This is a genomic window from Azospirillum sp. UENF 112521 (genome assembly GCF_058780665.1).
Genome location: NZ_JBSNCI010000004.1, coordinates 956,851 through 978,631 on the forward strand (window position 1 = coordinate 956,851; position 21,781 = coordinate 978,631).

The following is a 21,781-nucleotide window of genomic DNA, read 5'->3' on the forward strand; positions in this document are numbered from 1 at the left end:
ACCAGGGTGTCAGGTGCGGACGGGGGCGGAGGACGGACGCGCCGCCGCCAGGATGTCGGCGACCGCCGCCGGTTCCGGCGCGTCGGCCAGTTCCTCCAGCGTCATCGACAGCTTGCGGCGCCAGTTGGGGTACTGGTCGGTGGTGCCGGGCAAATTGACCTGATCGCGCTCTCGCGTCAGGTCGTCCAGCTGCGCCACCGCCAGGGCGGCGTTGGTGCGGGCGAGGAAGGCGTGGACCGCATGGTCCAGCGCCTCGTCATAGGGGCTGTCGGCGTCGAAGCCGGCGGGCAGGGCGATCCCGGCGGTACGCAGGGCATCGACCAGGGCGCCGCGGTCGGCCGACCGGCGGACCTGCTGCTTCTCCTCCTCGTCATCGGCCGGATAAAGGCCAGTCTCGGCCTTCAGCGTGATGTCGTCGCCTTCCCACCAGCCCCGCAGCGTGGCGAGGTCATGGCTGCCGACGGTGGCGAGCGCCAGTTCCGGATACTCGTCCGGCCCCTTGAAGGCGCCGTCCTCGGTCCATTCAAAGAAGACGACGCGATAGCTCAGCACCCCGGCCTCGGTCATCCGCTCGCGGAAGCCTTCCGGCACGGTGCCGAGATCCTCGCCGACGACGAGGCAGCGGTGACGCTGGCTTTCCAGCGCCAGGATGCCCAGCAGATCCTCCATCGGATAGGCGACATAGGCGCCCTCGCCCGGCGGACGGCCGTCCGGGATCCAATAGACATGCTGCAACGCCATCGCATGGTCGATGCGCAGCGCCCCAGCATGGCGCATGTTGGCGCGGACCAGATCGATGAAGGGCTGGTATCCCGCCGCACGCAGCGCCTGGGGATGGAAGGGCGGCAGCCCCCAATCCTGGCCGGCCGGGTTGAACAGGTCGGGCGGGGCGCCGACATGGGCGGCGTCCACCACCGCCTGCGGCGTCATCCAGGTCTCCGCCCCGCTGGCATCGGCACCGACCGCGAGGTCGCGGTAGAAGCCGATGGCCATGCCGAGTTCGGCGGCCCGTTCCGCCGCCAGACGCAGCTGGTCGTCCGCCAGCCATTGCAGCCAGGCGAAATAAGCGACACGGTCGGAATGCTCCTTGGCAAACTGCTCCACCGCCGGGGCCGTCGCATCGTGGAATTCCGCCGGCCACCGGTGCCAATCCGCCTTGCCCTCGGCGGCGAAGCGTTCGCGCAGCGCCTGGAAGGTGGCGAAACGCTCCAATCCGATGCCGCCCTCTGTCCGGAAAGCGTCGAAGGCGGCGCGGCGCTCCGGCTTGGCCGAGGCCTGGAAGCTGGCGAACAGCTTTTCCAGCATCGGCAGCTTCAGCCCGGACACCGCCGTGTAATCGACGTTGGCCGTGGCGCGGGCCGCGTCCAGCGCCTGCCGGAACTCCGGCGAGGCGACCTCCTTCCGCAGATCCGCATCGTCGAGGAACTCCGCCACCGCGGTGACGTCGATGTAGAGCGGGTTCAGGAACAGCCGGCTGGCCGGGGAATAGGGGCTGGCATGCTCGGGATTGTCGAGGAACATGGCGTGCAGCGGGTTCAGCCCGATCACCGCCGCCCCGCGCGCCGCCGCGATGTCGGCCAGCGTCCGCAGGTCGCCGAAATCGCCGATGCCCCAGTCATGCCCGCTGCGCAGGGTGTAGAGCTGCGCCGACAGACCCCACAGCTTTTCCCCCACCAGCATCGGCGTCGGCAGATGGCAGCGGGGGGGCGCCAGGATCAGGCGGGTCTCCGCAATCCCATGCTCCGTCTCCACCCGCAGCGTGTGGTAGCCGGCCTGGGCCACCTTGCCCAGCGGCAGGCGCCGCTCGGCATAGGTCACGTCCCCGGCGGTGATGCAGCGGCAGCGCGGCAGGCTGCCGAAGCCGACGACGCCGCTCTGCGTCTCCCCGCCTTCCAGCGTCAGGGTGTAGCGCAGGGTGCGGGTGCCGTGGGGCAGGGTGACCGGCACGGTGACCGCCTCGCCCGCCCGGCGGACCACCGCCGACGGCAGGGCGCGGCCATACTCCTCCTCGTCGAGCCGGTCGAGATGGGCGAGTGCGGCGGCCTCATCCCCCGCCTCCACCCCCATGGCCGATAACAGGGCGCGGACGGTGTCCTCGCTGGCCGTCACGGTTTCCCCGGCGGCATTGTCGAAGGAGCGCTCCACCCCCATGCGGTCGGCCAGCCGGTCGAGTGCGGAGGCTTCCTCCAGCCACAGCACCACCGACCAGGGGCCGAGCGTGTCGCCGGTCAGCCCGGCACCCTCCGTCCACAGCACGCGGCCATTGGCCTCGGGGAAGCCGGACGCCGGGCTGTCTGCCAGATTGGCGAAGGCATGCAGGCGGCTGCCGTCGCCCAGCTTCCAGCAGACGGTCAGGCCGGTCTTGCCCGCCACGCCGTGGCTCGACGCACCGCCGGGAACGCCGTCCAGCCGCGGCACGATCTCCGCCCGCCGCAGGGCAAGCGCCCGACGATACCAGTCGAGCCAGCCGGCATGTCCCGGTGCCCCGCGGGCCTCCCAGTCCAGTTTGGCCGACTCCGCAGTCTCCGGCGCGGTGGGGTCGGGGATGCGGGCACGGGCCTCGGGGTCCTGGAATTCGGGGAACTTGGCGAACTCTTCCGCCCGGCCCTTGCGCACCGCTTCGGCCAGCTCGTCGCCGAAGTCGCAGAAGAAGGGGAAGGGCTTGGCCGATGCCCATTCCTCGCCCATGAACAGCATGGGGATGCCGGGCCCCAGCAGATAGAGGATGGTGGCGGCGCGAACGGCCTCGGGCTTGGCGATGTGGGAGATGCGCTCGCCGAAGGCGCGGTTGCCGATCTGGTCGTGGTTCTGGATGAAGGTGACGAAGGCGGTCGGCGGCAGATGGGCCGACGGCTCACCGCGCAGCTCGCCGTCGCGGTAGGCCGACGGCTCGCCCTGGAAGGAGAAGCCTTCCGCCAAGGTGCGGCCCCATTTTGCCGGATCGTGGGCATAGTCGGCGTAGTAGCCGCCATCCTCGCCGGTCGCCGCGCTGTGCAGGCAATGGTGCAGGTCGTCGTTCCACTGGGCGGAATGCCAGCGCGGGTCGCCCTCGCGGTGGCGGGCCAGGAAGCGCGCCTGGTTGGCATCGTTCTCCAGCACCAGATGGACATGGCGCTGGTTCTGGAAATGGCTGTGAACCCGCTCCGCCAGCTCTTCCAGGACATGGCGGTCGCTGTCGTCGATGATGGCATGGACGGCGTCGAGCCGCAGGCCGTCGAGGTGGAACTCTTCCAGCCAATAGAGCGCGTTGTGGACGAAGAAGTCGCGCACCGGCCCGCTGCGCTCGCCGTCGACGTTGATCGCCGCCCCCCAGGGGGTCTTGTGCCGCTCGGTGAAGAAGCTGTTGGCGAAGGCGTGGAGGTAGTTCCCCTCCGGCCCGAAATGGTTGTAGACGACGTCGAGGAAGACCATCAGCCCGCGGGCATGGGCCTCCTGCACCAGAACCTTCAGATCCTCCGGCCGGCCATAGGCGCTGTCGGGCGCGAAGGGCAGCACGCCGTCATAGCCCCAGTTGCGCGTTCCGGGGAAGTCGGCGACCGGCATCAGCTCGATGGCGGTGACGCCCAGCTCGACCAGATCGTCCAGCCGCTCGATGGCCGACAGGAAGGTGCCGCCGGGCGTGAAGGTGCCGACATGCAGCTCGTACAGCACCGTCTCGTGCCAGGGCCGGCCGGTCCAGGCGGCGTCGGTCCAGGCATGGACGCCGGGGTCGATCACCTCGGACGAGCCATGCACGTCGTCCGGCTGGAAACGCGAGGCCGGATCCGGCACCGCCAGCCCGTCCGGCAGGACGAAGCGGTAGCGGCTGCCCGCCTGCGCCCGCGCGGTGGTCAGGCTGAACCAGCCGCCGCCCTGATCCTCCATCGCCACCGGCTGCCCGCCGTCGTCGAGCGACAGCAGCACGGACGCCACCGACGGCGCCCAGATCGAGAAACGGACGGAGCCGTCGGCCTGCACCTCCGCCCCGAAGGGCATGGAATGGCTGCGCCGCCGCTCGTCCACCGGGGCGATGCGGTCACGGTCGCGGCTGGCGATCTCGGGGCCGGCATCGGCGCGGATGATGGCGGTGACGCCGGCCAGCGGGATCGCCACCCAGCCCGGCCGGTTGGCAAGCTCGTAGCCGACCTCATACAGCGCCTTTTCCAGCAGGAACAGCTTCAGCAGGGCCGGGGCCGCCTGCGGATCGCGCGGGAAGCCGGGGCAATCGCCGATGGCGGTGCGGTAGCCATCGAGGAAGGCGGCCGATGCCGCCCCCTCCCACCAGGACAGCCACGCCGTACGGGCGTCGCGCGCAGACGCGTCGAGACCGGCCGGCAACCCGTCGCGCGCCATGGCGGCGGCATAGGCGATGGACCGCAGCATCCCAGCGACATCGCGCAGGATGCAATGCTTGGCCCGCCGCTCGGCCAGCGGGCGCATCGGCTCGCCTTCGAAATCGACGATCTGCACGTCGCCGCGCGACACCAGCACCTGACCCAGGTGATAGTCGCCGTGCAGCCGCATGGCGCTGAGATCGGCGGTCGCCGGGATCAGCGCGTCGATCTGCGCCATCACCGCCGCCTCGCTGGCGGCAAGCGCGTTGGCCTGTGCCGAAATCGCCGGGTCCAGCGCCGGCCCCGCGGAACGCAGCCGTTCCAGCACGCGCTTGGCCAGGCTGCGCACGCCGCCCGCCCACTCCGTCAGCCGCTCCGCCGTCGCCGGCTCCGGCGTGAAGGCGTCGCCGCCGCCGGGGGTGGCGAGCGCCCGGTGCAGCTCGGCCGTCCGCTGCCCCAGCAGGCGGAGGAAGGCGACGCTGTCGGCATCGGCGGCCTTGGCCGCGTCACTGTCCGCGAAGCGGGCGACGCGGTCGTTGAGGTAGCCGGTGACATGCCCCCAGGCGTCCTTCGCCTCCGGCACCAGTTCCTGCATGACGCACAGCGTGGTGGAGCCGGAGCTGTTGGCCCGCTCCACCCAGCCCAGCAGGGCCGGCGTGTTGGGGAACTGCGCCACCTCGGTCAGGAATTGGCTGACCTCCAGTTCGGGATGGATGCCGGGCTCCAGCTTGCGCAGGCCCTTCAGGATGGCGCTGTCGCCGATACGGATGGAGGTGTTGGACTGCTCCGCCGTCATCCGGTGCAGCGGGGCGTCGGCGCGCAGCCGGTCGGCCATCGCCTCGCAGGCACGGGTGTGGCCGGCGGTCAGGCCGGCGGACAGCGCCGTTTCGCCGGGCACCGTGTCGCGCTTCAGGATGGCGCCCAGCAGCGCGCGGACCACGCCGTCATCGGCATAGCCGTCACGCAGCCGGCCGTGACTCTGCAAATCGTTGGAACCGGCGATGGCCGATGCATCCTCGCCGGTGCCGCGGTCGAGGATCAGGGGAAGCTGATAGAGCTGAGGATCACGCCCCGGCGGTTCGACCCGCAGCAGGCAGAGCTGGGCCTGTGCCCCGCCGGCCAGCGGCAGCGGCAGGGCATCGACGATGCGCACGACCGGCCGTCCGGCGTCCTTCGCCGCATACCAGCGGCGGGTCAGCAGATGGTCCGGCAGCAGGTCGTCCTGGAGGCGGGACAGGATTCTCGCTTTCCAGCGGGTTCGCCAGCACGGACGGCTGGGCATGTGGCTGCGGCGCAGTGGGCACGAGTGCTCCTCCCCTGTTGAGCGCTGGGTGGCACGTCGCTCAAGCAGCACGGAGGGGCAGCACGGAGCGAAGGAGTTCCCGCACCCGCAAAGCCGCTTCCACGAACGACCGCGCCCTTCTCCCAAAAGAGTTGTCAGACGGTACGCGGGTGGTGCGGCAGATGGGCGATGCGGCCGATCCGCTCGGCCACTTGAAGGGCCTCGACCACATCGTCCAGACGGCCGTCGCGCATCAGGTTGTGCGCGTAGGTGTTCAAGGCGGCGACGACGGCCCGTTCATCGGACACCCCGCGGGCCGGCTGCCCGTTCGGGTCGAGCACGGTGGCGCCCAGCGCCGCCATGGCCTCCGCGGTCAGGTTCACGGCCTCCGACAGGCCCTCTTCGTCGTCATCCGCGGCGGTCAGGATCGGTTCCAGAAGCTCCGCAAGGAGACGGGGGGTCATGGTGCTAATCCTCGGTGACATTCTCAGGCCGTCCCCTTCGACGTCGGTGCTGCACGGTCTATCGGTACAACAGCGGGAACGAAGGAAAGGTCCGTCCCACAGCACCACCCGCGGCGCCGGCCGGACGGGTGGAGACGGCACATGGGAACCGGCAGGACCGCTGGCAAGCTTGGGCGTTCGTCAACTGCCCCGATGGGGGGGGTGCAGGGCAGGCCTGCCGGGCCCTCGGGCGGCCATCCCGTCAGGTCGGGGAAACCGAGAACCAGTTGGCCGAGACCTGCCACTGCTTCACATTGTCGAGCGAAAGCGTGAAGCCGTTGCCGGTAACCCCCGATGGCGGAAGTCCGAGTTCGCCGTTGGTGAAGCTGGCCGCCACGCCCATTCCGTCCGCACGATCGGTGAAGCGCGCCATGATGTCGGACAAACTGAGCGAGGTGTGGCGGAAGCTCAGCACATCGACGCCCGGCTGGAAATCAGTGACCGTCGTCACCGTCGTTCCCGACCACAGGACATAGGAATTGCCGCCGAGCCCCGGATAGGAGGACCAGGCCTTCGGATCCTGCCAGAGCCGGCTCGGCGGAGAGCCGAGATCGATGAGGACGGTGTCGGCACCGCTGCCGCCGGTCAGGCGGTCGTTGCCGGTCCAGGCCACCAGAGTGTCGTCGCCGTCACCGCCGCTGAGCGTGTCGTTGGCCGATCCCACCCAGGTGTAGAAGCGCGCGTCGTTGTATCCGACCGCCAGCAGATAATCGTCGCCGTCGCCCCCCTCCACGACCGCACCGCCACCCATGCCGTAACCGCCATTCAGCGTGTCGTTGCCCGCACCGCCCAAAAGGCGGATCTGGGTCGTGGTGCTCCCGGCACCGATCCAGTCGTTTACGCCGCTTCCCGCGATGGTGGGAACCGACGGGTTGTTGATCGGATTGATGAAAACCCGCATCCGCTCGACGTTGACCGGCATAGAATAGTTGAAATAGCCGCTGATGCTGTCCTCGATCAGGACAAGCTCATCGGTCCCGGCATCGGCCCCCTCGGTCACCAGCACGCCGGAGGAATGGACGTAGTAAGTGTCGTTGCCGCTTCCGCCATTCAGCGTGTCGTTCTGCGCACCATACAGCGTGTCGTCGCCGGTCTCGCCGAACAGCCTGTCACTGGAGTCGCTGTAGCCGCTGTAGGCACCGACCATGGTGCTGGTGGAAATGGTGTATCCGTCGATCCCATCGAGGATGTCGTCGCCGGATCCGCCATTCAGGATCCGGACATGGCCGGGCGCTCCGTCGAAGGCGATCCAATGGTCGTTGCCGTCCAGCGCCGCCATGTCGTTCGGCATGCGGCCTTCGCGCCTGCCGAAGGCGTCGTAATGGGTGCGGGCGGTCATCCAGCCGGCATTCACCGCATCGCGGACGTCCGGATAGGCCTGGAGATACCACGTCTCGTCGAAAGCGCCCGACGGGGCAGGGGGAAGCGGTGGAGTGGGCTTCGCATAGAAGGCCACCCCCTCGTAGCGATAGCTCGACAGGCTCGCCATCACCCCGTCCCGCTCGCTTTCGGAGGCGGTGAAGAAATGACTGCCGGTCGCCGTGTCGAGGAAGCGGTAGACGGGCTGGGAGAATTGATGGTCCGGAGTTGCGGAGACGAGGAAGGCCTGCGGGTCCTCCAGACGGTAACGGTCCGCCATGTTCTGGAGGATGTAGTCCCGCTCGGTGACGCTGGCGGTGTAGAAATGCTCTCCCGTGTCCAGCCTGACGAAGCGGGCGACCGACACCGGATCGCTGGCGCCGCCCCCTTGCAGGAAGGCGACGCCCTCATAGCTCATGTCGGCCATCCCGGCGATGATGCCGTCCCGCTCGGCCGTGCTCGCCGTATAGAAATGCTCTCCCGTCCTGCGATTGAAGAAACGGAAGGCTTTTGAATTCACCCCGTCCATCGCCGCACCCGAGATTGCCGCCGATCAACCCCCGGTAGGGTGCCGCAATAACCCTTCGGCGACAATGACCATTCCGTTCGCCGAATGGGCCATAAAATGTCGCAGGCCCTCAGTCGAGGAAGTCGTCGCGGCTCAGCCCGTAGCGCTTGAGCTTGTCATAGAAGGTCTTGCGCGGGATGTTGAGTGCCTCGATGGCGGCCTTCACGCTGCCGCGGTGGCGGGCGAGTTCGGCCTGGATCAGTCCTTTCTCGTACAGATCGACCTGTTCGGCCAGCGACAGGGGGGAGGGTGCCGAGACCGCCACCGGCGCCACATCCTCCAGCCCAAGAACGAAGCGGTCGGCCGCATTGCGCAGCTCGCGGACATTGCCCGGCCAGTCCTGCCCCATCAGGCGCTGCATCTGCTCACGGCTCGGCACCCGCGGCTCGCGGTTGTAGCGGGTGGCGGCCTGGGCGACGAAATGCTGGAACAGCAGGGGAATATCGTCGCGCCGCTCACGCAGCGGCGGAATGGTCAGCACCACCACATTCAGCCGGTAATAGAGGTCGGCCCGGAATTTCCCGGCATCCGCCGCCTGCCGCAGGTCGGATTTGGTGGCGGCGACCACCCGCAGGTCGACCGGCACCTGCTCGTTCGATCCCAACGGTTCGACCACCCGTTCCTGGATCACCCGCAGCAGCTTGACCTGCAAGGCCAGCGGCATGCTCTCGATCTCGTCCAGGAACAGGGTGCCGCCGCCGGCATGCTCGATCCGGCCGACCCGGCGCTTGGCGGCGCCGGTGAAGGCGCCGGCCTCATGCCCGAACAGCTCGCTTTCAAAGATCGATTCCGGCATGGCGCCGCAGTTCAGCGCGACGAAGGGGTTCTTGCGCCGGCCGCTGGCGGCGTGCAGCGCGCGGGCGACCATCTCCTTGCCGGTGCCGGTCTCGCCGAACACCAGAACGTCGGCGTCGGTGTCGGCGACCGCGGCGATGGTGGTGCGCAGCCGCTCGATGCCCGGCGTGCGGCCGACGATGCTCTCCGCCGGGTCGACGCCCCCGGCGATCTGCGCCCGCAGCCGGCGGTTCTCCATCACCAGCCGGCGCTTCTCCACCGCGCGCCGCGCCACCTCGGTCAGCCGGTCGGACGGGAAGGGCTTCTCCAGGAAATCATAGGCGCCGTTGCGCATCGCCTCCACCGCCATCGGCACGTCGCCGTGGCCGGTGATCAGGATGACCGGCAGGTCGGGATCGATCTCCTGCACCCGCGCCAGCAGGGCCAGCCCGTCCATCTGCGGCATGCGCACATCGGTGACGAGGCATCCCGGCCAGTCGCGGCCGACATGGCGCAGGGCACGCTCCGCCCCGTCGCAGGCCGTCACCTCGAACCCCGCCAGCTCCAGCGCCTGCTGCCCGGCCAGCCGCACCGCGCGCTCGTCATCGACGAAGATCACGCTGCCGACGGCCACCGTGCCGGCGACCTCGGGAATGGACCGGCTCATTGACTCTGCTCCTTGGGAGGCTGCTCCGCGGCGGTCAGCCGCAGGGTGAAGACGGCGCCATGGCCGGGCTTCCCGGTGCGGTTGGCGGCGGTCAGGCTGCCGCCGAAATCCTCGACGATGCCATGGCTGATCGACAGCCCGAGCCCCAGCCCCTCGCCGGCTTCCTTGGTGGTGAAGAAAGGGACGAACAGGCGGGGCAGGTCGGCCTCGGCGATGCCGCTGCCGGTGTCGGCGACACTCAGCAGGGCCTCCCCCTCGGCCGCGACCAGCCCGATGCGCAGGCGGCGCACCGGACAGCCGCGCATGGCGTCGGCGGCATTGCCGATCAGATTGACCAGAACCTGCTGGAGCCGCACATCCTCAGCCACCACCCGGACCGGCTGGTCGGGCAGATCGGCCTCGACGACGATGTCGTCGCGCCGCAGCTTGGCCTCCAGCAGGGCCAGCGCCTGGGTCACCGCGCCCTGCACCGACACAGACCCCAGCGTGCCGGAGGCGCGGCGGGCGAACCCCTTCAACTGGCGGGTGATGGCGGCCATGCGGTCGGTAAGCTCGGCGATCTCCGCCAGATTGTCGCGCACCGAGTCCAGCCGCCCGCGTTCCAGCAGCACCACCGCGTTGTCGGCGAAGCTGCGCATGGCGGCCAGTGGCTGGTTGATCTCATGGGCGATGCCGGCCGACATCTGGCCGAGCGCCGCCAGCTTGGCCGCCTGGGTCAACTCGTTCTCCGCCGCGCGCAGGTCGGCGGTGGCGGCGGCGACCCGGCGCTCCAGCTCCGCCCGCGATTCCTCCTGCAGGGCGATCCGCTCCACCAGGGCGACCCGGCGCAGCGCCACGGCATAGGCGGCGAGCGCCGCCATCGCCACCGACGCCGCGGCCAGCAGACCGGCGACCCAGGCATGGGCAGTCACCGGGTCCAGGCTGGTCAGGCTGTGCAGGGTCCAGTCGCCGCCGGGCATGGCGACCGAGGTCAGCAGATAGCGTCTCTGCCCGTCCTTCTCCTCCAGGGCGATGCGGTCGGCAGCACCGCCGAAGGCCCAGGGCAGCACGTCCAGCCCCTCGCTGGTGCCTTCCGGGATGATCGGCAGGCTGATCGGCAGGCGGCGGGGCAGGGCGTGATAGCGCCAGGACGGCACGTTGGTGATGAAGACCACCCCGTCGCGGTCGGTCACCAGCAGCCTCTCCTGCCCCGGCGTCCAGGCCGCTTCCAGCCGGTCGAAGCCCAGCTTCAGCACCACCGCCCCCACTGTGCGGTTTTCCGCCACCACCCGGTTCGCGGTGTAGAAGCCCGGCACCAGCGACGTCGTGCCCAGCGCGAAATGGTGGCCCTCGCCCTGGTCCATCGCCATACGGAAATAGGGCCGGTAGGAGAAATTCTCGCCTACGAAGCTGGCCGGACTGTTCCAGTTGCTGGCGGCCACCGTCGTTCCCTTGGCGTCCATCACATAGAGCGCCAGCGCATCCAGCGCGCGGGCGATGTCCTGGAGCTTGCGGTTCAGCCGGTCGACGGCATCCGGCGTCGGGTTGGCCAGCAGAGCGCGCACCTCCGCATCCTGCGCCAGGGCGAGCGGTACGGCGGCATGCCGCTCCAGCTCCGCCCGCAGATTGGCGTTGTAGAGCGCCAGCTGCGCCCGGGCGCTCTCCCGCAGATCCTCCTGCGCCAGCGACGAGGCCCAGCCCGCCGCAAGCCCGGCCGCCACCGGCACGCCCAGCAGCAGGGCGGCCAGCAGCAGCCGGCGCGGCCGTTCCAGCGCCCGCGCCACCAGCTGCGCCGCCGGCGAGAGCGTCACGGCCGGGGTGGGGATGGTGGTTGAATTTGTCGCCTGTTCGCCCGGATGGATAAGCAACGCGGCCCCTGATCATGCTGCGCCGCAACAATGATGCCGCAGCGCTGTGAAGTGTGTGGATTTTCGCACATCGCCGGACCCCGTGTCGTGCGGATTCTCGCCCTCGCCATTTCGCCAAATGCTTGATGTTGCTGGATTCAGCAATTGGCCCATCGCTTGCTTTCATAGGCAATCAGTTGGGGGCCGCCCGCCCAGCCGGCGCCGAATGCCGGACGAAAGAACGGGCACCCCGCCAGGAACGCCGTTCTGAGGAACGCCACGAGGAGAGAGCAGCATGAGCGCAGACGCGACCGCCGGCCACCGGGGTGCAATGAACCAGGGCACGGTGAAAAAGCCCTTCTACACCAACCTGACCTTCCAAGTTCTGACCGCCATCAGCATCGGCATCCTGCTGGGGCACTTCTACCCGTCCATCGCGGTGGAGATGAAGCCGCTGGGCGATCTGTTCATCAAGATGGTCAAGATGGTCATCGGCCCGATCGTCTTCCTGACGGTGGTGACCGGCATCTCCTCCATCGGCAACCTGAAGAAGGTCGGCAAGGTCGGCGGCAAGGCCCTGCTGTATTTCGAGGTGGTGACCACCTTCGCGCTCGGCATCGGCCTGATCGTCGTCAACCTCGTCCGCCCCGGCGCCGGCATGAACATCGTCCCCGGCCAGCTGAAGGCCGACGCGGTGCAGAAATACGCCACCTCCGCCAAGGAACACGGCTTCATGGACTTCGTCGTCGGCATCGTTCCCGACAACGTGGTCGGCGCCTTCGTCCAGGGCGACATGCTGCAGATCCTGTTCTTCGCGGTGGTGTTCGGCGTCGCACTGTCCGCCATGGGCCAGAAGGGCAAGGTCGTCGAGGACATCTTCGACAAGATCAGCCATGCGCTGTTCGGCGTGATCGGCATCCTGATGCGCGTCGCCCCGGTCGGTGCCTTCGGCGCCATGTCCTTCACCATCGGCAAGTACGGCATCTCGTCGCTGACCGCTCTCGGCCAGTTGATGGCCTCGGTCTACCTCACCATGGCGATCTTCATCTTCGTCGTGCTGGGCAGCATCGCCAAGGCCTACGGCTTCAGCATCTGGAACTTCATCCGCTACATCCGCCAGGAGCTGCTGATCGTCCTCGGCACCTCGTCCTCCGAATCCGTGCTGCCGCGGATGATGGAGAAGATGCAGAAGTTCGGCTGCTCCAAGCATGTCGTCGGCCTCGTCATCCCGACCGGCTACTCCTTCAACCTGGACGGCACCTCGATCTACCTGTCGATGGCCGCGATCTTCATCGCCCAGGCCTTCAACGTCGACCTGACGATCTGGCAGCAGCTCTACATCCTGGTCATCCTGATGCTGACCTCCAAGGGTGCGGCGGCGGTCACCGGCGGCGGCTTCGTGACGCTGGCCGCCACCCTGTCGGCCACCGGCGTCCTGCCGATCGAAGGTCTGGCGCTGCTGCTGGGTGTCGACCGCTTCATGTCGGAAGCCCGTGCGCTGACCAACCTGATCGGCAACGGCGTGGCCACCGTGGTCGTCGCCAAGATGGAAGGCGAGTTCGACGAGAGCAAGGCGGTCGCCGAATACCAGCAGCACTTCAAGGAGCCGGCCCTGGCCCGTCTGTGAGCAGCTGCACAAGACGCGCGGCAAGCATGCGCGGGCCGGTTTTGGAAATTCCAAAGATGATCCATCCGGCCCGGCAAAGGTTCCTGTAAGATCAGGGGGACGCTTCGATTTGGTTCGAATCGTCCCTTTCTGTATTCCCAGTGGTTGGCGCATCAGTCCGAATGGGCTATAACCGCCATCCAGGTGAAGTGAACCCAAAGAATTAACTGAAATCTCGTTAACCGGAGGAAGAGACCCGATGTCCGGCGATTTTGAGGCGATGGCGCTCGAGTATCACCGCAACCCGCGGCCCGGCAAGCTGGCAGTCGTCGCGACCAAGCCCATGGCCAACCAGCGCGATCTTGCACTGGCCTATTCGCCGGGCGTGGCCCATGCCTGCACCGCCATTGCCGAGGATCCGTCGAAGGCGGCGGAGCTGACGGCGCGCGCCAATCTGGTTGCCGTCGTCACCAACGGCACCGCGGTGCTGGGGCTGGGCAACATCGGACCGCTGGCCGCCAAGCCGGTGATGGAAGGCAAGGCCGTCCTCTTCAAGAAGTTCGCCGGCATCGACTGCTTCGACATCGAGCTGAACGAGCTGGACGTCGATGGTCTGGTCGATACCATCGTCCGGCTGGAGCCGACCTTCGGCGCCATCAACCTGGAAGACATCGCCGCCCCGGCCTGCTTCGAGATCGAGCGCCGCTGCCGCGAGCGCATGAAGATCCCGGTGTTCCACGACGACCAGCACGGCACCGCCATCGTGGTGGGTGCGGCCGTGCTGAACGGGCTGGCCCTGGTCGGCAAGGACATCTCGAAAGTCAAGGTCGTCTCCACCGGCGGCGGGGCCGCCGGCATCGCGTGTCTGGACCTGATGCTGTCGCTGGGGGTTCGCCGCGAGAATGTCTGGCTGGTCGACCGCATCGGCGTGGTCCACAAGGGCCGCAACGAGGAGATGAACGAGTACAAGGACGCCTACGCGCACAATACCGAGGCGCGCACGCTGTCCGACGTCATCGACGGCGCCGACATCTTCCTCGGCCTGTCGGGTGCGAAGGTGCTGAAGCCGGAGCTGCTGGCCCGCATGGCCGACAAGCCGCTGATCCTGGCGCTCGCCAATCCGGAGCCGGAGATCATGCCGGATCTGGCCCGCGAGGCCCGTCCGGACGCCATCATCGCCACCGGCCGCTCCGACTTCCCCAATCAGGTCAACAACGTCCTGTGCTTCCCCTTCATCTTCCGCGGTGCGCTGGACGTCGGCGCCACCACGGTGAACGAGGCGATGAAGATCGCGGCGACACACGCGATGGCCAACCTCGCCCGCGCCGAACCGTCGGACGTGGTGGCTGCGGCCTATGTCGGTGAATCGCTGCGCTTCGGCCCCGACTACATCCTGCCCAAGCCCTTCGACCCGCGCCTGATCGTCGAAGTCTCCTCGGCCGTCGCCAAGGCCGCGATGGATTCGGGCGTCGCCACCCGGCCGATCGCCGATTTCCGCGCCTATCAGGACCAGCTGAACCAGTACGTCATCCGGTCCGGCCTGTTCATGAAGCCGGTCATCACCAAGGCCAAGACCGCGCCCAAGCGCGTCGTCTATGCCGAGGGCGAGGATCCGCGCGTGATCCGCTGCGCCCAGGTGGTGGTTGACGACGGCATCGCGCATCCGGTGCTGATCGGCCGCCGCGAGGTGATCGAGCGCGTCATTGCCGAGATGGGCCTGCGCCTGAAGATCGGCCAGGACGTGGAGGTCATCGAGATCATCCGCGACCCGCGCTATCACAACTTCACCGAACATTACCGCAAGCTGATGGGCCGCCGCGGCGTCTCGCCCAGCCATGCCGCCAACGTGGTCCGTACCCAGCCCACCGTCTTCGGCGCCCTGATGGTCCGCCGCGGCGAAGCCGACGCGCTGGTCTGCGGCACCACCGGCCGCTTCAACGAGCATTGGGCGCACATCTGCGGCCTGATCGGCTTGCGCGACGGCGTGAAGGTCGCCGCGACGATGAACGCGCTGATCTCGCAGAAGGGCGTCCACTTCATCACCGACACCTACGTCAACCCCGACCCGACCGCCGAGCAGGTGGCCGAGATCGCCCGGCTGGCGGCGGACGAGGTGAAGCGCTTCGGCATCGAGCCGAAGGTGGCCCTGCTCTCCCACTCCAACTTCGGCAGCGCCGACACCCCGTCCGCCCGCAAGATGCGCGCGGCGGTGGAGCTGGCGTCCGAGCAGATGCCGGATGTCGAGATCGACGGCGAGATGCATGCCGACGCCGCCCTGGCCCCGGCCATCCGCAAGGAAGTGCTGCCCGACAGCCGGCTGAAGGGAGAGGCGAACCTGCTGGTCATGCCGACCCTGGACGCCGCCAACATCGCCTTCAACATGATGAAGATCCTGGGCGAGGCGCAGAATGTCGGTCCGATCCTGCTGGGCGTCCAGCGGCCGGTCCACATCGTCACCCCGTCGGTCACCACCCGCGGCCTGGTCAACATGACCGCCGTCGCCGTGGTCGATGCCCAGCTTGCCGACCCGGTCAACGCCGCTCCCACCCCGCCTGTCGGCGTGGGGGCGTAACTCAAGGGAGGGCTGGGGGCGCGGTGACTGCCGCGCCCCCATTCCACCGCACTGGAATCGTGCTATCCCTTACCCGTAGCCAACAGGAACGGCACGGGGCATGAGTAACCAGCGCATTTCCGGGCAGCGCAAATCCGGCAACACCGCTGCGGCAAGCGCCGCAGCGCTGGTCGCGCAGGCCGTGCCGCTGCACCAGTCCGGCCGTTTGGCAGAAGCCGATGCGCTTTACCGCCAAGCGCTCGCCGCCCAGCCACGCCAACCGGACGCCCTGCACCTGCTGGGCATGATCGCCTGCCAGACCGGCCGCTTCACCGATGCCGCCGACCTGATCGGGCAGGCGGTATCAGCCAGACGCGACGTTCCCGATTACCACGCCAACCTCGCCTACGCCCTCCAGGCGCTCGGCCGCCCCGCCGAGGCGGAACGCGCCGCCCGCAACGCCCTGCGCCTGCGCCGCCCGTTTCCGGAGGCGGCGAACACGCTGGGCAACGCGCTGAATGCCCAGGGCAAGGCGGCAGACGCTGCCGACGCCTATCGTGCCGCCCTGCACGCCCGTCCCGATTATGCGGAAGCAGAGGGCAACCTCGGCACCGTGCTGCGCAGTCTCGGCCGCTCGGCGGAGGCGGAGCCGCTGCTGCGCCATGCAGTGGCTGCCAACCCCTCCCTGCATGAAGCGCGCGCCGCACTCGGCCTTGTCCTGCTCGATCTGGGACGGAGCGAGGAAGGGGAGGCGGCCTTGCGTGCTGTGCTGGCCCACCGGCCGGATCATGCGCCGGCCGCCCTCGCCCTGGCGGGATCGCTGCAACGCCGCGGTGTCGATTCTCTGTCGGCCCACCGCCGCCATCTGATGCTGGAGCCGGCGGATGCCGAGGGCTGGAACGCCCATGGCCTTGCCTTCCAATCTGCCGACCGGAACGCCCCGGCCGGCGAGGCCTTCGCCCGCGCCCTGCGGCTCGACCCGACAATGGCGGAGGCGATGACCAATCTCGGCACCATCCGCCGCCTGCAAGGACGGATCTTGGAGTCCGCCGATCTGCAACGCCGGGCGCTGGATCTGCGGCCGGGTTATGCCGCCGCCCACACCAATCTTGCGCTCGCCCTTCAGGATCTCGGTGACGAAACAGCTGCCGAGCAGGCGTTCACCCACGCCCTGGAGGCCGATCCGGCGCAGGCGCTTGCCCGCTTCAACCGGGCCATCCTGCGCCTGCGCCAGGGTCGGCTGGCCGAGGGGTGGAAAGACTACGCCGTCCGCTTCGAGTCCGGCCGACTGAAGCCGAAGCGCCCTTTTAACGTCCCGGAATGGGACGGTGGCGACCTCGCCGGACGCCGTCTGCTGTTGTGGGCCGAACAGGGGCTGGGCGACGAGTTGATGTTCGGCGCCCTGCTGCCGGAGGCACTGGCACGCTTTCCCGGCACCATCGTCGAATGCGAACCGCGGCTGGTCCCGCTGTTCCAGCGCTCTTTCCCCGGCACCACCGTGCGGGAACCGACGCGACGGCCGGCCGACGCCGACTGCCATCTGGGCTTCGGCTCCTTGCCACGCCTGCTTTGGCGGACCGCTCCCGTCCCACCGCCGCCCGCCGGCTGGCTGAAGCCTGACCCGATGCGGACCGCGGCATGGCGGTCGCGTCTGGACGCTCTCGGACCCGGCCTGAAAATCGGCATCGCCTGGACCAGCCAGCGCCTCACCACCGAACGCCGCCACTCCTACACGGAGCTGGAGGATTGGGCGCCCCTGCTGCGCCTGCGCGGCTTGCATGCCGTCAGCCTGCAATATGACGGGCGGGAAGCGGAGATCGCCGCCATCGAGGAGCGCCTGGGCGTGTGCCTCCACCGTTGGCCCGACCTTGACCTGATCGCCGATCTGGAGGGCACCGCCGCCCTGATGGCGAACCTCGACCTTGTGGTCACCGTGGCGTCGTCCGCCGGGGAGATGGCGGCAGCGCTCGGCACTCCGGTTTGGCGTTTGGGCCGCCGCGACTGGACCCAGCTCGGCACCGCGGTTCGCCCCTGGTTTCCCTGCATGCGCTGCATCCAGCCCAATGCCGGCGATGGCGTCAAAGACGCCATACAAAAGGCAGTTCAGCTGCTTACCAGACTTTCCTCAGGTGAACTGTGAATCCTGCCGACTGGTTTGCCGAGGCACTGCGCCATCATCAGCAAGGAGCGCTGGACGCTGCGGAGCCCCTGTATCGGCGGGTTTTGCAAGCCGAACCGCTCCATGCCGACGCCCTGCATCTGCTCGGCGTTCTCAACCATCAGCGCAAAGACAACCTTCAAGCCGTTGATCTGATTTCCAAAGCCGTCGATCTAGTCCCCGGAGTGGCGGATTATCACGCCAATCTCGGAATCGTCTTGCAGCGTCTGGACAGGCTTGCCGAGGCCGAGGCAGCACAGCGCCGGGCATTGGAGCGCGATCCCGGCCATGTCGGCGCCCATTTCAATCTCGGGCTTGTGCTGGCGGCACAAGGCCGGATGGCGGAGGCGGCGGACCGCTATGCGGAGGCGGCACGGCTGTCGCCCGACCTGGCCGACGCCCATCTCAATCTCGGCGCCGCCCTGCAAAGTCTCGGAAAAGCGGACGAAGCGTTGGCGTCCCACATCCGCGCCGCGGATCTGCTGCCGGGAGATCCCCGCCCCTGGACCAACCGCGCCGTCAGCCTGCGCCAGCTCGGCCGGTTGGACGAGGCTGTCGAGGCCTTGCGGATGGCCTCGGCCTTCGGCGGAGGGGCCGCCGACGCCTCCGCCTTGTCCGCCTTGGCGGCCGCACTCCACGCCGCGGGGCGGATGGAGGACGCGGCGGAACGCTACGCCGATGCCCTGCGGCTCGACCCCAGAGATCCTTTCTGTCTCAATGGCTTAGGACTTTGCCTTAAGGCTCTTGGTCAGCTGGAGGACGCCGCGACCTGCTTCGACGCAGTAACCGCCATCCAGCCCGACCATGCCGATGCGCTGGACAATCTCGGCAGCGTCCGCGCCGCTCAGGGCCGCCCAGCCGAGGCGGAGACCTTGCACCGGCAGGCAGTCCATCACCGGCCGGACTTCGCCGGCGCCTGGAACAATCTGGGCAATGCCCGCCACGCCGCCGGCCGCACCGCCGATGCCTGGAGGGCGTGGCATGCGGCCTTGGCGCTGGACCCGGTGCTGGCGGAAACCCACACGAACCTCGGCAACGCCCTGCGCAGCGCCGAGCGCTTCGCCGAGGCAGAACGGTCCCAGCGCCGCGCCATCCGCCTCGCTCCGCTGGAGGCGCCGTCCCGTAACAATCTGGGCCATCTGCGCCAGGGCCGGCACGACTATGCCGGTGCCGCCGGCTGCTACCGCAGCGCCCTGGCGCTCGACCCTGCCTATGGCGAGGCATGGAGCAATCTGGGGCTGGCCCGCCAGCGGCTGGGCGACAGCGGTGAGGCGGAGCGCTGCTACGACCGCGCGCTGACCCTGCGGCCGGACCTGTCGCTGTCCCACTTCAACAAGGGCCTGTTGCGGCTGGAAGCCGGCGATCTCGACCGGGGCTGGCCCGGCTATGGCTGGCGATTCGGATCGGGTCAGGTCGGACAGGGGCGCCAGCCCCATGCCCCGGCCTGGCGTGGCGAGGATCTGACCGGCCGTCGCCTGATGATCTGGGGGGAGCAGGGGGTGGGCGACACCATCCTGTTCTCCGCCCTTTGCCCGGAGCTTGCCGGACGGGCCGTCTCCACCATTCTGGAAATCGACCGCCGTCTGGTCCCGCTGTTCGCCCGCTCCTTTCCCACCCTGAGGGTGCGGGCGGAGGCGCTGGACGGGCAGGGGCGGGAAGCGATGGCGATCCCGGACTATGACCGCCACGTGCCGATGGGGTCCTTGCCCCGTGTTCTCCGCCGCCGGCTGGCCGATTTTCCAGCGCGACCGTCCTGGCTGGTGCCCGATGCCGGGCTGGTGGAGCGGTGGCGCGAGCGGCTGGCGGCCCTCGGTCCGGGGCTGCGCATCGGCATCGGTTGGCGCAGCCAGATGATGACCTCCGAACGCAGCGCCGCCTATCTGGCGCTGGACGCTTGGGCGCCGCTGTTCGCGCTGCCCGGAATCCACTGGGTGCTGCTGCAATATGGCGAGGTGGAGGAGGAGGTCCTTCGGGCCGAGAAACGCTTCGGCATCCGCCTGCACCGCTGGGACGACCTCGACCGCAAGGACGATTTCGACGGCGTCGCCGCCCTGATCGCCGGGCTGGACCTCGTCATCTCGCCCGCCATGTCGATCGGCGAACTGGCTGGAGCGCTGGGCACCCCGGTCTGGCGCTTCGGCACCCGCGACTGGACGCAGTTGGGAGCCGGCGTGCGCCCATGGTATCCGTCGATGCGGCTGTTCCAGCCCCGCCCCGGCGAGCCGCTGTCGGCGACGATGGCCGACATGGCGCGTGTGTTGAAGTCACTCTCCCCCAAACGGATACCCTCTCCCCCCCGGGGAGAGGGCTGGGTGAGGGGGCCGCACAGCACGGATTCTCGGGAAAACAACGCGCCGCGTCCCCTTCACCCCGACCCTCTCCCCGGGGGGAGAGGGGGATTACCCTGGAAGGCGAGAGTCTCGCAAAACAGGCTGTCGCTCTGCACCGGCAAGGCCGGTTTGCGAAGGCCGAAATGCTGCACCGGCAGGCCGTCGCCTTGCTTCCGACCCAGCCGGCCGCCTGGACCAACGGCGGCCTGACCCTGCTCCGGCTCGGGCGGGTCAAGGCAGCCATCCGCTGGCACCGGCTTGCGGTGGCGTTGAACCCGGCCTTTGCCGAGGCGCTGGGCAATCTCGGCGTGGCGCTCCAGGCCGATGCCGCCGCGCCCGAGGCCGCCACGCTGCACCGCCGCACCGTCCGGCTGCGGCCGATGCAGGCGGAAAGCTGGGGCAACCTCGCCGCCGCACTGCTCGCCGCCCGCCGCTTCGCCGAGGCGGCAAACGCCTGCACCCGTGCGGCGGCCCTGGCGCCCTCCCTTGCCGGGGTGCTGACCACGGCCGGCGCGGCTGCGAAGGGACTGGGCCGCTTCGCCGAGGCCGCCCGCCAGTCCCACCGGTCGCTTCGCCTCGTCCCGGCATCGCCCAAGGGCTGGTCGAACCTGGGCATGGCGTTGGCCGGGCTCGGGCGCTGGGACGAGGCGCTATCTGCCCACCGCCACGCGATGGCGCTCGCCCCCGACCTGCCGGATGTGCTGGTCAACCACGGCCACACGCTGCTGATGCGGGGAGAGCGCCGGCTCGCCGCCCTGTTGGCCGACCGCACGCTGAGGCTGGCCCCCGGCCGGGCCGAGGCGCGGATGAACCGGGCCCTGCTGCGGCTGGCCGATGGCGATCTGGACGGCGGCTGGGCGGACTATGCCCACCGCTTCGCCACCGGCGACGCCGTGTCCCGCCGCGTCGGCATCCCCGAATGGCAGGGCGAACCGCTGGCCGGCCGCCGCATCCTGGTGTGGGGAGAGCAGGGTCTGGGCGACGAGATCCTGTTCGGCACGGCGCTGCCCGATCTGCTCGGTCAGGCGGGGAGGGTCATCGTCGAATGCGACCCGCGCCTCGTCGGGCTTTTCGCCCGCGCCCTGCCGGCGGCGGAGGTCCGGGCGCCCAGCGCGGATCCGCGGGATGCCGATTGCCACGCGCCGCTGGGCAGCGTCGCGGCACGGCTGCGGCCGGACGTGAGTCGATTCCGTGCGACCGGTCCGCTCCTCACCGCCGACCCCGGGCTGGCGGTGGATTGGCGCGAAAGGCTGGCAGCACTCGGCCCGGGCTTGCGGGTCGGCATCTGCTGGCGCAGCAGCCGGATGACGGCGGACCGGGCCGGCGCCTACAGCCGGATCGCACAATGGTCACCGATCTTCGGCATCCCCGGCATCGCCTTCGTCAGCCTGCAATATGACGGTCACGAGGCTGAGCGGGAGGAGGCCCTGCACCGCTTCGGCACCGTGCTGCATCACTGGCCCGATTTGGACCAGCACAACGATCTGGACGGGGTGGCGGCACTCATGTCAGGTCTGGATCTGGTCATATCCGCGCCGACCGCGGTGGGGGAACTGGCCGCGGCACTCGGCGTGCCGGTCTGGCGGATCGCCGGGGCCGGGGACTGGTCGGCCCTGGGAACGGCGGTGCGGCCCTGGTTCCCGACGATGTCGCTGATCGGCCGGTCCGGCGACCATGACGCCGCTCTTGCGGCAGCGGCGCGGCGCCTGCGCCGACTGGCTGAAGACCGCTCCCGGTCGGGGTGTCCATCGGAGAGTGGATGATTCGGCGCAATTCCGCATTGCGATTCCCGAGCGCCCCCTTTATCGACTATGGCCGCCGGGTCCCGCGCAGGGTGGATGACC

General features: G+C 69.1%; 11 protein-coding genes. 5 read left to right on the forward strand and 6 right to left on the reverse strand.

Translation table 11 applies throughout. The features are described 5' to 3' along the window. Positions 1 to 9: 9 nt before the first annotated feature. The 5 genes from treZ to ACWPN8_RS24760 form a co-directional block, all read right to left on the reverse strand. Positions 10 to 5,595, reverse strand: a complete 5,586-nt coding sequence (treZ, locus tag ACWPN8_RS24740; protein ID WP_492242629.1) for a malto-oligosyltrehalose trehalohydrolase — start codon at positions 5,593 to 5,595, stop codon at positions 10 to 12. Positions 5,596 to 5,750: 155 nt separating this feature from the next. Beyond that, positions 5,751 to 6,059, reverse strand: a complete 309-nt coding sequence (locus tag ACWPN8_RS24745) for a hypothetical protein (RefSeq protein WP_109450133.1) — start codon at positions 6,057 to 6,059, stop codon at positions 5,751 to 5,753. A 241-nt stretch (positions 6,060 to 6,300) separates the two neighbouring features. Then, positions 6,301 to 7,986, reverse strand: coding sequence for a hypothetical protein (locus ACWPN8_RS24750; RefSeq protein WP_492242630.1), 1,686 nt, complete (start codon positions 7,984 to 7,986; stop codon positions 6,301 to 6,303). 109 nt (positions 7,987 to 8,095) lie between these two features. Then, positions 8,096 to 9,466 carry a sigma-54-dependent transcriptional regulator gene (locus ACWPN8_RS24755; RefSeq protein ID WP_492242631.1) on the reverse strand — a complete coding sequence of 457 codons (1,371 nt, stop codon included), beginning with the start codon at positions 9,464 to 9,466 and terminating at the stop codon, positions 8,096 to 8,098. Further along, complete coding sequence (locus tag ACWPN8_RS24760; RefSeq protein ID WP_492242632.1) at positions 9,463 to 11,313, reverse strand: ATP-binding protein; 1,851 nt, start codon at positions 11,311 to 11,313, stop codon at positions 9,463 to 9,465. Before ACWPN8_RS24760 ends, ACWPN8_RS24755 begins: the two co-directional genes overlap by 4 nt. Positions 11,314 to 11,587: 274 nt before the next feature. On the opposite strand from ACWPN8_RS24760, the gene ACWPN8_RS24765 reads away from it, so the two are divergent. From ACWPN8_RS24765 to ACWPN8_RS24775, 3 genes are all read left to right on the forward strand, one after another. After that, positions 11,588 to 12,919, forward strand: coding sequence for a dicarboxylate/amino acid:cation symporter (locus ACWPN8_RS24765; protein WP_376959885.1), 1,332 nt, complete (start codon positions 11,588 to 11,590; stop codon positions 12,917 to 12,919). A 238-nt stretch (positions 12,920 to 13,157) separates the two neighbouring features. After that, positions 13,158 to 15,470, forward strand: a complete 2,313-nt coding sequence (locus tag ACWPN8_RS24770; protein ID WP_492242633.1) for an NADP-dependent malic enzyme — start codon at positions 13,158 to 13,160, stop codon at positions 15,468 to 15,470. A 100-nt stretch (positions 15,471 to 15,570) separates the two neighbouring features. Then, positions 15,571 to 17,589: a tetratricopeptide repeat protein gene (locus tag ACWPN8_RS24775; protein WP_492242634.1), complete on the forward strand. Its 2,019-nt coding sequence runs from the start codon at positions 15,571 to 15,573 to the stop codon at positions 17,587 to 17,589. Here the strand turns inward: ACWPN8_RS24775 and ACWPN8_RS24780 are convergent. Beyond that, entirely contained in the window at positions 17,553 to 17,750 is a 198-nt protein-coding gene (locus ACWPN8_RS24780) for a hypothetical protein (protein ID WP_492242681.1), read from the reverse strand. The two genes, ACWPN8_RS24775 and ACWPN8_RS24780, sit on opposite strands and share 37 nt — an antisense overlap. Here ACWPN8_RS24780 and ACWPN8_RS24785 point away from each other — a divergent pair. Beyond that, positions 17,658 to 20,147, forward strand: coding sequence for a tetratricopeptide repeat protein (locus ACWPN8_RS24785; protein WP_492242680.1), 2,490 nt, complete (start codon positions 17,658 to 17,660; stop codon positions 20,145 to 20,147). The genes ACWPN8_RS24780 and ACWPN8_RS24785 overlap by 93 nt on opposite strands. Continuing rightward, positions 20,081 to 21,700, forward strand: a complete 1,620-nt coding sequence (locus ACWPN8_RS24790) for a tetratricopeptide repeat protein (protein ID WP_492242635.1) — start codon at positions 20,081 to 20,083, stop codon at positions 21,698 to 21,700. The genes ACWPN8_RS24785 and ACWPN8_RS24790 overlap by 67 nt, the downstream gene beginning before the upstream one ends. Positions 21,701 to 21,781: the final 81 nt, after the last annotated feature.